At 62.6% G+C, this 12,524-nt stretch carries 11 protein-coding genes; 8 read left to right on the plus strand and 3 right to left on the minus strand.

Going from position 1 to position 12,524, the window contains the following annotated elements; genetic code table 11:
* From IRZ77_RS11360 to IRZ77_RS11370, 3 genes are read right to left on the minus strand one after another with little or no spacing between them, the layout of a single operon-like run.
* Positions 1-768, minus strand: a complete 768-nt coding sequence (locus tag IRZ77_RS11360) for a TerB family tellurite resistance protein (protein WP_153671264.1) — start codon at positions 766-768, stop codon at positions 1-3.
* Between the two features lies 1 nt (position 769).
* Complete coding sequence (murU, locus tag IRZ77_RS11365) at positions 770-1,441, minus strand: N-acetylmuramate alpha-1-phosphate uridylyltransferase MurU (RefSeq protein ID WP_046614414.1); 672 nt, start codon at positions 1,439-1,441, stop codon at positions 770-772.
* On the minus strand, positions 1,438-2,457 hold the full coding sequence (locus IRZ77_RS11370) for an aminoglycoside phosphotransferase family protein (protein WP_085600118.1): 1,020 nt from the start codon (positions 2,455-2,457) through the stop codon (positions 1,438-1,440). The genes murU and IRZ77_RS11370 overlap by 4 nt, the downstream gene beginning before the upstream one ends.
* A 130-nt stretch (positions 2,458-2,587) precedes the next feature.
* Here IRZ77_RS11370 and IRZ77_RS11375 point away from each other — a divergent pair, with 130 nt between their 5' ends.
* The 8 genes from IRZ77_RS11375 (at position 2,588) to IRZ77_RS11410 (ending at position 12,480) form a co-directional block, all read left to right on the plus strand.
* A complete protein-coding gene (locus IRZ77_RS11375; protein WP_108481025.1) occupies positions 2,588-5,389 on the plus strand; it encodes an LPS-assembly protein LptD in 2,802 nt (933 codons plus the stop codon).
* On the plus strand, positions 5,370-6,689 hold the full coding sequence (locus IRZ77_RS11380) for a peptidylprolyl isomerase (protein WP_015268722.1): 1,320 nt from the start codon (positions 5,370-5,372) through the stop codon (positions 6,687-6,689). The genes IRZ77_RS11375 and IRZ77_RS11380 overlap by 20 nt, the downstream gene beginning before the upstream one ends.
* Positions 6,686-7,675 carry a 4-hydroxythreonine-4-phosphate dehydrogenase PdxA gene (pdxA, locus tag IRZ77_RS11385; protein WP_196173516.1) on the plus strand — a complete coding sequence of 330 codons (990 nt, stop codon included), beginning with the start codon at positions 6,686-6,688 and terminating at the stop codon, positions 7,673-7,675. Before IRZ77_RS11380 ends, pdxA begins: the two co-directional genes overlap by 4 nt.
* Positions 7,672-8,475 (plus strand): 16S rRNA (adenine(1518)-N(6)/adenine(1519)-N(6))-dimethyltransferase RsmA, encoded by an 804-nt coding sequence (gene rsmA, locus IRZ77_RS11390; protein WP_108481023.1) that lies wholly within the window; start codon positions 7,672-7,674, stop codon positions 8,473-8,475. Before pdxA ends, rsmA begins: the two co-directional genes overlap by 4 nt.
* Before the next feature lie 205 nt (positions 8,476-8,680).
* Positions 8,681-9,061, plus strand: a complete 381-nt coding sequence (apaG, locus tag IRZ77_RS11395) for a Co2+/Mg2+ efflux protein ApaG (RefSeq protein ID WP_012270198.1) — start codon at positions 8,681-8,683, stop codon at positions 9,059-9,061.
* Positions 9,061-9,936 carry a symmetrical bis(5'-nucleosyl)-tetraphosphatase gene (locus tag IRZ77_RS11400; RefSeq protein ID WP_153671265.1) on the plus strand — a complete coding sequence of 292 codons (876 nt, stop codon included), beginning with the start codon at positions 9,061-9,063 and terminating at the stop codon, positions 9,934-9,936. The genes apaG and IRZ77_RS11400 overlap by 1 nt, the downstream gene beginning before the upstream one ends.
* Positions 9,937-9,941: 5 nt before the next feature.
* Positions 9,942-10,274 (plus strand): thiosulfate sulfurtransferase GlpE, encoded by a 333-nt coding sequence (gene glpE, locus IRZ77_RS11405; RefSeq protein ID WP_046614420.1) that lies wholly within the window; start codon positions 9,942-9,944, stop codon positions 10,272-10,274.
* Positions 10,275-10,557: 283 nt separating this feature from the next.
* Positions 10,558-12,480, plus strand: a complete 1,923-nt coding sequence (locus tag IRZ77_RS11410) for a PrkA family serine protein kinase (protein WP_046614421.1) — start codon at positions 10,558-10,560, stop codon at positions 12,478-12,480.
* Positions 12,481-12,524 lie beyond the last annotated feature (44 nt).

The raw sequence follows: 12,524 nt of genomic DNA on the forward strand, positions 1-12,524 counted from the left end.
TCAAAGGCCCCGCCGCTTACGGATCATTGCATAGGCCTGATGCAACTCCCGGGTACGCTCGGTCGCTTCACGCACCTGCGCCTCACTGGCACCAGTGCCCGCCAGCTTGTCCGGGTGGTGCCGACTGACCAGCCGACGATACGCCTGCTTGATCTTGTCGCCATCGGTATCCGCCTCGACCGCCAGCAAGCGCAATGCCGCCGCGTAGGTCATGGCGATCCCTTCCGGCCCCGCCGCCTTGCGTGGTTCGTACTCCAGCGACATGGCCTGCACCTGCCGCCGGCTCAGGCCCAGTTTCTGCCCCCAGTCCAGCAGCAGCTCACGCTCCTTGTTGCCCATCTTGCCGTCGGCCCAGACCATGCGCCAACAGGCACGCAGGGTGCCTTCGGCCGCATGCGGCTGCTGGCGAATGCGGCGCAGGTGCCCACCCAGCCGGTCCTTGCCCGCCTTGCCACGGTTGAACGCGGCAATCGCGCGCAGTCGGGCAGCTTCGGCCAGGTCCAGACGCACCATCTCCTGGCGCGCCTGCTGGATATGCTGTTCGACCACCCGGCCATCGCACTTGGCCAGGCGCCCGAGCATCACGAACAGCAACTCGTCGTCCTGCAAGGCTGGGCGCCCCCCCAGGCGTTCGCGCATGTCCTCCCAACCTTGCAAACGCAGGCGGCGGTCCATGGCCTGGCCGAGCAACGCGCCGAGCAAGGCCCCGGGGATGCTGGCAACGGCAAAGCCGGCACCGGCACCAATCACCGTGCTTGGCCACCACATGTCAGGCGCGCTCGCCAATCAGGCGCTCGGCCTCGGCCAAGCGTTCGAGCGTGCCGACATCCACCCAGTGCCCACGGTAGTGCTCGCCACTGACCTGGCCGGCAGCCATGGCCTGGCGAAGCAACGGCGCCAGCTTGAAGGCGCCAGGCTGGCAGCCTTCGAACAGCGCCGGGTGCAGCACCGAAAGGCCGCTGAAAGTCAGCGTGCCAGGCGCATCGTCACCATCGACCACCCGCTCGCCCACCAGGCGGAAGTCGCCGCGGCCGTGATGGCCAGGGTTATCGACCAGCACCAGGTGGGCCAGGCCTTGCAGGGGAGCCTGCAGGCGCGCGAAGTCGTAGTCGGTCCAGACATCGCCGTTTACCAGCAAGAACGGCGCGTCACCCAGCAATGGCAGGGCTTTGTAGATACCACCGCCGGTTTCCAGCGGCTCGCCTTCGGGCGAATAGCGGATGCTCAGGCCGAAACGGCTGCCGTCACCCAGGTGGTCCTCGATCTGCTGGCCGAGCCAGGCATGGTTGATCACCACCTCGGTGACGCCCGCCGCAGCCAGGGCCCGCAGGTGGTATTCGATCAGTGGCTGGCCGGCGACCGGGACCAGCGGTTTGGGGGTGTGCAGGGTCAGCGGGCGCATGCGCTCGCCTTTGCCCGCTGCCAGGATCATTGCCTTCATGCACGCGCTCCGGCCTGCAACTCGGCAATCAGCTCGCCCAACTCCGCCAATTCGGGTCGGCGGCTGATCACTTCTTCTATATAGGCGAAGAAGCGCGGCACGTCGCCCAGGTAACGAGGCTTGCCGTCGCGGTGGCAGATTCGGGCGAAGATGCCGATTACCTTCAGGTGGCGCTGCACACCCATAAGGTCGCTGGCACGCTGGAATGCCTCGAACTCGGCCTGCACCGGGATGCCGGCAGCCTGCGCCTTCTGCCAGTAGTCGCGCAGCCACCCTTCGACCCGCGCCTGCGGCCAGCTGAGGAAGGCGTCCTTGAACAGACAGGTGATGTCGTAGGTGACCGGACCGTATACGGCATCCTGGAAGTCCAGCACGCCGGGGTTGGGCGTGCTCTGCATCAGGTTGCGCGGCATGTAGTCGCGGTGCACCAGCACCTTGGGCTGGGCCAGCGCGCTGTCGATCAGCAGTTGGCTGATACGCTGCCAGATGGTTTTCTGGGCATCGCTGAAGGCCAGGCCAAGCTCACGGCCCACGTACCACTCCGGGAACAGTTCGACTTCACGGCGCAGCAGTGCGTCGTCGTAGCTGGGCAACGGCGCATCCATCGGCAGGCGCTGGAACGCCAGCAGCGCGTCGATGGCATCGGCGAACAGGCCGTCGGCGTTGTCCGCATCAATGATATCAAGGTATGTCTGGTGGCCCAGGTCACCCAGCAGCAGGAAGCCACGCTCCAGGTCCTGGGCATGGATCAGCGGCACGTGTACGCCGGCGCTGGCAAGCAGGTGGTCGATGGCGACGAACGGTCGGCAGTTCTCCTGGGGCGGTGGTGCATCCATGATCACGAAGCTGTGACCAGCGCCCTGCCAGCGGAAGTAACGACGGAAGCTGGCGTCGCTGCTGGCCGCGGTCAGGCTGCCTGCGGGCACATCGCCCCAGGCGTTTTTCCGGAAAAGATCATTGAGCTGCTCATCGAGCCAGACCGTCAGTTGTTGCAGGCGTACATCGTGTTCAGGCATTACAAGGGTCTCCGACGGCCCTAGCCGTCAAGCGGGTCATGCTTTATTATCCAGCATCTTTTTCAGACCATCGAGAGGCGTGCGGCCCCACACGCGGGCAGATGGCACGCAGGAAGCCCGGACTAATAAGATGGCATTGAAATCCCCCGCGTTTCGTAGAAAGTTTCCGTTGCTGGTAACCGGCGGTCTGCTGGCCCTGCAACCTCTGGCCACGTCTTACGTGGTGGCAGCCGAACAATTCGACTGCCAAGTGTCCGCCTCCGGTGGTTGGGACTGCAAGCCCAAGACCCCAGCCAACAACCTGCCACCGCGCCCGGTGCACGAGGGTGCTGCCGTCAGCACCGGCACCGAAGCCGCGAGCGAAGGCGAAACCGCGGACCGGCCGATGCTGGTCACCGAGGCCAAGGGCCGTGGCCTGAAGTCGCGTAGCGAAGACTACAGCCACCTGGACTGGGTTCCGCGTGAAAAGCTCACTGCCGCACAGCTGGCCGAAACCGGCCCGTACTGCGGTGGCGCCTACATCGAGCCAACCCGCCCGGGCATGGCCGACACCACGCCGAAGGACGAGTCGCCGACCTACATCAACGCCAAGGTATCCAAGTACCAGCAGGAGCAGCAGATCGCTACCCTCGCCGGTGACGTGGTGATGCGCCAGGGCAGCATGCAGGCCGAGGCCGACGAGGCCAACCTCTACCAGACCGAAAACCGTGGCGAGCTCAAGGGCAACGTCAAGATCCGTGACAACGGTTCGCTGGTGGTCGGTGACGAGGCACAGATCCAGCTCGACACGGGCGAAGCCCAGGTCGACAACGCCGAATACGTGATGCACAAGTCGCACATTCGCGGCAGTGCCCTGTACGCCAAGCGTGGCGAGAACGCCATCATCCGCCTCAAGGACGGTACGTACACCACCTGCGAACCGGGCAGCAACGCCTGGCAGCTGAAGGGCAACAACATCACCCTGAACCCGGCCACCGGTTTCGGTACCGCGACCAACGTTACGCTGCGGGTCAAGGATTTCCCGGTGTTCTACACACCGTACATCTACTTCCCGATCGACGACCGTCGCCAGTCCGGCTTCCTGCCGCCATCGTTCAGCAGCACCAGCGACACCGGCTTCATGCTGGTCACGCCGTACTACTTCAACCTGGCGCCGAACTACGACGCCACGTTGTACCCGCGCTACATGACCAAGCGCGGCCTGCTGATGGAAGGCGAGTTCCGCTACCTGACGCCTTCCAGCGAAGGCCAGTTCGGTGGCGCGTACCTCAACGACAAGAACGACGACCGCAAAGACCAGACTGACTACAAAGAGCAGCGCTGGATGGTCAACTGGCAGCACAAGGGCGGGCTGGACGAGCGCCTGATGACCGAGGTGGACTACACCGACATCAGCGACCCGTTCTACTTCCAGGACCTGGAATCCGACCAGATCGGTATTGAAACCCAGGACCTGCTGAACCAGCAGGGGGCACTGACCTACCGTGGCGACAGCTACACCGCGCGGTTGAATGTGCATGCCTACGAGATGGCGACCATCTCGAAGATCACTCCGTACGATCGTCTGCCGCAGATTACCTTCAATGGCAAGCTGCCATACGAGCCGGGCGGGTTCAACATTGCCTACGAAACCGAGGCAGTCCGTTTCGATCGTGACCTGAAAGACGACTTCGTATTGAACGAAGATGGCCTTCCCGACACTTCGGCGGGTGCGCCTGGTCGCCGCCTGGACCAGAACGTCAGCGGCATCGCTCGTGCCAACGGCAACCGTTTCAACGTTGCACCATCGATCAGCCTGCCGATGGAAGCCAGTTACGGCTTCCTGACCCCCAAGCTGAAGTACGCATACACCCACTACGATCTGGACTTGGACAGCCAGGGTAAAACCCAGGCTATCGCGCAATCGGCCAACCCGGCCTACGGCAGCTACAACAGCTCGCTGAACCGCGACGTACCGATCTTCAGCGTGGACAGCGGCCTGTACTTCGACCGCAAAACATCGCTGTTCGGCACCAACTACAAACAAACCCTCGAACCGCGTATGTACTACCTCTACGTCCCATACAAGGACCAGAAGGACATCCCGCTGTTCGACTCCGGTGAAACCCTGTTCAGCTACGATTCGCTATTCCGCGACAATCGCTTCAGCGGCACCGACCGTATAGGTGACGAGAACAAGCTGTCGCTGGGCGTGACCACCCGCTGGATCGAAGAAAACGGCTTCGAACGCCAGAACTTCAGCATCGGTCAGGCCTTCTACTTCAAGGACCGCAAAGTTCAGCTCCCTGGTATCGATTACCGTACCCGCAGCGACTCGCAGTCCGATGTGTCGCCATACGCATTGGTGTACAACTACTACTTCAACCGCGACTGGCGCTTCAATTCGGACTTCAACTGGGACCCGGACAGCCGCAGCACCCGCTCGGGCAGCGCGATGTTCCACTACCAGCCTGAAGACAACCCGAACAAAGTGGTCAACCTCGGTTATCGCTACCGTAACGACACCATCTCCTACGACTCCACGACCGGTACCTGGAAAGTGGGCGGTGGCGACTACGGCGTCCCAGGCAGCGAGAACTACATCAAGGACTACTACAAGATCCAGCAGCATGACTTCTCGGTCATCTGGCCGATCGTTCCGCAGTGGAGCGTCATCGCTCGCTGGCAGCATGACTACAACCGCAACCGCACCCTGGAAGCCATGGGCGGTTTCGAGTACGACAACTGCTGCTGGAAGCTGCGCCTGATCAACCGTTACTGGATCGATTACGACGACTTCAGCCAAGCCCTCCCGGCGAACGAAAAAGGCGACCACGGCATCTTCCTTCAGATCGTCCTGAAAGGCCTCGGTGGTGTAGTCGGCAACAAGGTCGAGTCTTTCCTCGACGAAGGCATTCAAGGTTATCGTGAACGTGAAGACCAAGCTTATTGATCGACTGCGCCCGGCGTTGCTGGGCGTTGCATTGCTGAGTGGCGCGGTGCATGCCGCGGTGCAACCTCTTGATCGCGTGGTGGCCATCGTCGACAACGACGTGGTCATGCAAAGCCAGCTGGACCAACGTGTCCGCGAGGTACAGCAAACCATCGCCAAGCGCGGCGGCGGCATGCCGCCTGCCGGTGCGCTGGACCAGCAGGTACTGGAGCGCCTGATCGTCGAAAATCTGCAGTTGCAGATCGGCGAACGCTCCGGCATCCGCATCACCGACGAAGAGCTGAACCAGGCCATGGGCACCATTGCCCAGCGCAACGGCATGTCGCTTGACCAGTTCCGCGCCGCTCTGGCCCGTGACGGCATGTCGTTCGACGACGCCCGCGAGCAGGTCAAGCGCGAGATGATCATCAGCCGCGTGCGCCAGCGCCGCGTGGCCGAGCGCATCCAGGTGTCCGAGCAGGAGGTGAAGAACTTCCTCAACTCCGACCTTGGCAAGATGCAGATGTCGGAAGAGTACCGCCTGGCCAACATCCTGATCCCGACCCCGGAAGCGGCCAACTCTGAAGCCATCCAGGCCGCCGCGCGCCAGGTTGGCGATGTGTACCAGCAGCTCAAGCAGGGTGCGGACTTCGGCCAGATGGCCATTGCCCGCTCCGCCAGCGAAAACGCCCTGGAAGGCGGCGAAATGGGCTGGCGTAAAGCCGGCCAGCTGCCACCGGACTTCGCCAAGATGCTCAGCAGCATGCCGGTTGGTGAAATTACCCAGCCTATCCGCATCCCCAACGGTTTCATCATCCTCAAACTCGAGGAGAAGCGTGGCGGCAGCGAGAACGTGCTGCGTGACGAAGTGCACGTTCGCCACATCCTGATCAAGCCTAGCGAGATCCGCAGCGAGGCTGCCACCGAGCAACTGGCCGAGCGCCTGTACGAGCGCATCAAGAACGGCGAAGACTTCGGCGAACTGGCCAAGAGCTTCTCGGAAGACCCGGGTTCGGCGCTCAACGGCGGCGACCTCAACTGGGTTGACCCGAACAGCCTGGTACCGGAGTTCCGCGAGCAGATGGCCAACGCCGCCCAAGGCGAAGTCACCCGTCCGTTCAAGACCCAGTACGGCTGGCATGTCCTGGAAGTGCTGGGTCGTCGCGCCACCGACAGCACCGAGCAGGCTCGTGAGCAACAGGCCATGAACGTACTGCGCAACCGCAAGTACGACGAAGAGCTGCAGACCTGGCTGCGCCAGATCCGCGACGAGGCCTACGTTGAAATCAAGCTGCCTGGCGCTGACCAGGCCGCCCAGTGAAGCCCCTGCGCTTCGCCGTCACCCCCGGCGAGCCGGCCGGCATAGGCCCCGACCTGTGCCTGCTGCTCGCCGCAGACGCCCAGCCCCACCCCCTGATCGCCATCACCAGCCGTGACCTGCTCGCCGAGCGGGCCACGCAGCTGGGGCTGGCCGTCAACCTGCTGCCGGTAGCGCCGGGCCTATGGCCCGAGCAGCCGGCGCCAGCGGGTAGCCTGTACGTCTGGGACACCCCCCTCCCAGCCCCGGTAGTACCGGGCCAGCTCGACAAGGCGAATGCCGCGTTCGTGCTGGAAACCCTGACCCGTGCCGGGCAAGGCTGCCTGGACGGGCACTTCGCCGGGATGATCACCGCCCCTGTACACAAAGGCGTGATCAACGAAAGCGGTATCGCCTTCTTCGGGCATACCGAATTCCTTGCCGAGCTGACCCACACCGCGCAAGTGGTGATGATGCTGGCCACCCATGGCCTGCGCGTGGCCCTGGTGACCACGCACCTGCCGCTGCGCGACATTGCCGACGCCATCACTGCCGAGCGCGTCGAGCGTGTAACCCGTATCCTGCATGCCGACATGCGCGACAAGTTCGGCATTGCCAACCCGCGCATCCTGGTGTGCGGCCTCAACCCGCACGCGGGCGAGGGCGGCCACCTTGGCCGCGAGGAAATCGACATCATCGAGCCGACCCTGGCCCGCCTGCGCACCGAAGGCATGGACCTGCGCGGACCGCTGCCGGCCGATACCCTGTTTACCCCCAAATATCTGGAGCACTGCGATGCGGTGCTGGCGATGTACCACGACCAGGGCCTGCCCGTACTCAAGTACAAAGGCTTCGGCGCTGCAGTCAACGTGACCCTGGGCCTGCCGATCATCCGCACGTCGGTCGACCACGGCACCGCCCTGGACCTGGCCGGCACCGGCAAGGTCGACACCGGCAGCCTGCGCGTCGCGCTGGAAACCGCCTACCAGATGGCCGAGAACCGACCATGAACGAGCAATACCAACACCGGGCGCGCAAGCGCTTCGGCCAGAACTTCCTGCACGACGCCGGCATCATCGACCGCATCCTGCGTGCCATCAACGCCAAGGCCGGCGAACATCTGCTGGAAATCGGCCCCGGCCAGGGCGCCCTGACCGAAGGCCTGCTGGGCAGCGGAGCACAGCTGGACGTGGTGGAACTGGACAAGGACCTGGTGCCGATCCTGCAGCACAAGTTCGCCGGCCGCAGCAATTTCCGCCTGCACCAGGGCGACGCCCTGAAGTTCGACTTCAACCAGCTGGGCGTGCCACCGCGCAGCCTCAAGGTGGTGGGCAACCTGCCCTACAACATCTCCACCCCACTGATCTTCCACCTGCTCAGCCATGCCGGGCTGATCCGCGACATGCATTTCATGTTGCAGAAGGAAGTGGTCGAGCGCATGGCCGCCGGCCCTGGCGGTGGTGACTGGGGGCGTCTGTCGATCATGGTGCAGTACCACTGCCGGGTCGAGCACCTGTTCAACGTTGGCCCTGGCGCCTTCAACCCGCCGCCGAAAGTGGACTCGGCCATCGTTCGCCTGGTGCCGCACGAAGTGCTGCCGTACCCAGCCAAGGACGCAAAGCTGCTGGAGCAGGTGGTACGCGAAGCGTTCAACCAGCGCCGCAAGACCCTGCGCAACACCATGAAAGGCCTGCTCGACAGCGCCGCCATCGAAGCTGCCGGCGTGGACGGCAGCCTGCGCCCTGAACAGCTGGACCTGGCCGCCTTCGTGCGCCTGGCTGACCAGTTGGCCGATCAGCCCAAAGCCTGACTCAACCTGATCCGGCCTCTTCGCGGGCACGCCCGCTCCCACAGGTAAATCACCTCCTTCAAATAGGGTGAGATCCTGTGGGAGCGGGTTTACCCGCGAAAGGGCCGGGACAGGCAACACAAATCCCCAAGCCCCTCACCGCTGGCCCTCCCCCCTCCCAATGGCCTAGACTGCATTATTGCGTCAGTTCGCCCAAGGCCCTTGCATGTCCGACCCCCGCTATCAGATCGACGTCAGCGTCGTGACCCGCTACCTGAAAGAACAATCCGACCCCGAAAACAGTCGTTTCGCTTTCGCCTACACCATCACCGTGCAGAACAACGGCTCGCTCAAAGCCAAGCTGCTGTCGCGCCACTGGCTGATCACCAATGGTGACGGCGAGGTCGAGGAGGTGCGTGGTGCCGGCGTGGTAGGCCAGCAGCCCAATATCGACCCGGGCCAGAGCCATACCTACAGCAGCGGCGCGGTCATCAGCACCCGCGTGGGCACCATGCAAGGCAGTTACCAGATGTTCGCCGAAGACGGCAAACGCTTCGATGCCGAGATCGCTCCCTTCCGCCTGGCGGTGCCAGGGGCGCTGCACTGATGGCTACCTACGCCGTCGGTGACCTGCAGGGCTGCCTGCAGCCACTCAAGTGCCTGCTCGAACGGGTCAACTTCAACCCCGCCGTCGACCGCCTGTGGCTGGTCGGCGACCTGGTCAACCGCGGCCCCGAGTCACTGGAAACCCTGCGCTTCCTTTATTCGATCCGTCAGTCGCTGGTGTGCGTGCTGGGTAACCATGACCTGCACCTGCTGGCCGCCTGGCACAACGTCGAACGCCTGAAGAAAAGCGACACCCTGCGCGAGATCATCGAAGCGCCGGACGCCGACCAGCTGTTCGACTGGCTGCGCCAGCAAAAGCTGCTGCATTACGACGAACCCCGTGGCATTGCCCTGGTTCACGCCGGCATTCCACCGCAATGGACCTTGGGCAAAGCCCTGGAGCTGGCCGCCGAGGTCGAGGAAGTGCTGCGCGACGACGAGCGCCTGAAACTGTACCTGGACGGCATGTACGGCAACGAGCCGAACAAGTGGAGCAAGAACCTCAGCGGCATCGAACGCCTGCGGGTCATCACCAACTGCCTCACGCGCATGCGCTTCTGCACCGCCGAGGGCAAGCTCGACCTCAAGAGCAAGGAAGGCCTGGATGCCGCCCCCAAAGGCTACAAGCCCTGGTACGCACACAAAGGCCGGCGCTCACGCCACGTGAAGATCATCTTCGGCCACTGGGCCGCCCTGCAGGGGCAGGTCGACGAGCCCGGCATCATCGCCCTGGACACCGGTTGCGTGTGGGGCGGCGCCATGACTCTGTACAACGTCGACAGCGGCGAATACCACCGCTGTGACTGCGCCGACGACGGCACCCTGCGCCAATCGGCACAACCCACTACACTCAACGACCACACCCGAAGGAAGTAGTACCCATGAGCGAATTCAAGCGCATCCCTCCCGAGCAGGCCTTGGAGCTTCGCAAGAAAGAAGGTGCGGTCGTCGTCGATATTCGCGACCCACAAGCTTTCGCTGCCGGCCACATCACCGGCGCCAAGCATCTGGATAACCATTCTGTCGCCGAGTTCATCCGCAATGCCGACCTCGACGCTCCAACCCTGGTGGTGTGCTACCACGGCAATTCCAGCCAGAGCGCTGCGGCCTATCTGGTGAACCAAGGCTTCTCGGACGTATACAGCGTCGACGGCGGCTTTGAGCTGTGGCGCGCCACCTACCCGGCCGAGACCGCCCAGGGCGCTGCCGAATAATTTTTTCATTTTTACTGCAGCCCGCGCCCCATGCGGGCTTGCGGCTTATCTGACGAACGGTCGTTCGCAACTTCTCCGCCCCTCACCCTTGACCTTGCGGATAACCAACTATTCTTAAGCGCAGGCCATCCAGAAAAAGGGGAGAGCCGGTACACCGGCGTGCGGGTCATCGGTAGCGTTACAAGGTGTTCTGGGGGGTATACAGCAATCGGCAACCCCGGTTGCATGCCAGCATCAGCTGACTGATCCGGCGTCGTCTCCACGTATCGAGCGAGGTGACGTCATGAGTATTTTTAGCCACTTCCAACAACGTTTCGAGTCTACGCGCCAGGAAGAACTCTCGCTGCAGGAGTACCTCGAGCTGTGCAAAGAGGATCGCAGTGCCTACGCATCGGCGGCCGAACGGCTGTTGCTGGCCATCGGTGAGCCGGAGCTGATCGACACCTCAACCAATTCCAGACTGTCGCGAATCTTTTCCAACAAGGTTATCCGCCGCTATCCGGCCTTTGCCGACTTCCATGGCATGGAAGAGTGCATCGACCAGATCGTGTCCTACTTCCGCCACGCCGCCCAAGGCCTGGAGGAAAAGAAACAGATCCTCTATCTGCTGGGCCCGGTGGGCGGCGGTAAATCGTCGCTGGCCGAAAAACTCAAGCAGCTGATGGAAAAGGTACCGTTCTACGCCATCAAGGGCTCGCCGGTATTCGAGTCGCCCCTGGGGCTGTTCAACGCCACCGAAGACGGGGCCATTCTCGAGGAAGAGTACGGCATCCCGCGGCGCTACCTGAACACCATCATGTCGCCCTGGGCTACCAAGCGCCTGCAGGAATTCGGCGGCGACATCAGCAAGTTCAAGGTGGTGAAGCTGTACCCGTCGATCCTCAACCAGGTCGCCATCGCCAAGACCGAACCCGGCGACGAGAACAACCAGGACATTTCGGCCCTGGTCGGCAAGGTGGATATCCGCAAACTCGAGGAATTCCCGCAGAACGACGCCGATGCCTATGCCTATTCGGGCGCGCTGTGCCGGGCCAACCAGGGCCTGATGGAATTCGTCGAGATGTTCAAGGCACCGATCAAGGTTCTGCACCCGCTGCTCACCGCCACCCAGGAGGGCAACTACAACAGTACCGAAGGCCTCGGCGCCATCCCCTACTCCGGGATTCTGCTGGCCCACTCCAACGAGTCGGAGTGGCACACCTTCCGCAACAACAAGAACAACGAGGCGTTCATCGACCGGATCTACATCGTCAAGGTGCCGTACTGCCTGCGTGTCAGCGACGAAATCAAGATCTACGACAAGCTGCTGATCAACAGCTCGCTGGCCAAGGCCCACTGTGCGCCAGACACGCTGAAGATGCTCGCCCAGTTCACCGTACTGTCGCGCCTGAAAGAGCCGGAAAACTCCAACATCTATTCGAAGATGCGGGTGTACGATGGGGAAAACCTCAAGGACACCGATCCGAAGGCCAAGTCGATCCAGGAATACCGAGATGCCGCCGGCGTCGATGAGGGCATGAACGGCCTGTCGACCCGCTTCGCGTTCAAGATCCTGTCCAAGGTGTTCAACTTCGACCCACATGAAGTGGCAGCCAACCCGGTTCACCTGCTGTATGTGCTGGAGCAGCAGATCGAGCAGGAACAGTTCCCGGCCGAAGTGCGGGAACGCTACCTGCGCTACCTGAAGGAGTACCTGGCCCCACGCTACATCGAGTTCATCGGCAAGGAAATCCAGACTGCCTACCTCGAGTCCTACAGCGAATACGGCCAGAACATCTTCGACCGCTACGTGCTGTACGCAGACTTCTGGATCCAGGACCAGGAATACCGCGATCCGGAAACCGGCGAAATCCTCAACCGTATCGCCCTCAATGAAGAACTGGAGAAGATCGAGAAGCCGGCCGGCATCAGCAACCCGAAAGATTTCCGCAACGAAATCGTCAACTTCGTATTGCGCGCCCGTGCCAACAACAACGGCAAGAATCCGAGCTGGCTGAGCTACGAAAAGCTGCGGGTGGTGATCGAGAAGAAAATGTTCTCCAACACCGAAGACCTGCTACCGGTCATCAGCTTCAACGCCAAGGCAAGCAAGGAGGACCAACAGAAACACAACGACTTCGTCACGCGTATGGTGGAGCGTGGTTACACCGACAAACAGGTTCGTCTGCTGTCGGAATGGTACCTGCGGGTCAGGAAATCGCAATAAAGCGACAAGCTACCCACCGCACGCCCAAGGCTGCTGCCAGCCTT

The organism is Pseudomonas pudica, from assembly GCF_015680405.1.
In the GTDB taxonomy this organism is placed as follows: Bacteria; Pseudomonadota; Gammaproteobacteria; order Pseudomonadales; family Pseudomonadaceae; genus Aquipseudomonas; species Aquipseudomonas pudica.

Excerpts from the sequence above, each read along its gene's own strand:
- IRZ77_RS11410 (WP_046614421.1), top strand. The coding sequence starts at position 10,558 with ATGAGTATTTTTAGCCACTTCCAACAACGTTTCGAGTCTACGCGCCAG.
- IRZ77_RS11360 (WP_153671264.1), bottom strand. The coding sequence starts at position 768 with ATGTGGTGGCCAAGCACGGTGATTGGTGCCGGTGCCGGCTTTGCCGTT.
- glpE (WP_046614420.1), top strand. The coding sequence starts at position 9,942 with ATGAGCGAATTCAAGCGCATCCCTCCCGAGCAGGCCTTGGAGCTTCGC.
- apaG (WP_012270198.1), top strand. The coding sequence starts at position 8,681 with ATGTCCGACCCCCGCTATCAGATCGACGTCAGCGTCGTGACCCGCTAC.
- rsmA (WP_108481023.1), top strand. The coding sequence starts at position 7,672 with ATGAACGAGCAATACCAACACCGGGCGCGCAAGCGCTTCGGCCAGAAC.
- IRZ77_RS11400 (WP_153671265.1), top strand. The coding sequence starts at position 9,061 with ATGGCTACCTACGCCGTCGGTGACCTGCAGGGCTGCCTGCAGCCACTC.
- IRZ77_RS11375 (WP_108481025.1), top strand. The coding sequence starts at position 2,588 with ATGGCATTGAAATCCCCCGCGTTTCGTAGAAAGTTTCCGTTGCTGGTA.
- IRZ77_RS11370 (WP_085600118.1), bottom strand. The coding sequence starts at position 2,457 with ATGCCTGAACACGATGTACGCCTGCAACAACTGACGGTCTGGCTCGAT.
- murU (WP_046614414.1), bottom strand. The coding sequence starts at position 1,441 with ATGAAGGCAATGATCCTGGCAGCGGGCAAAGGCGAGCGCATGCGCCCG.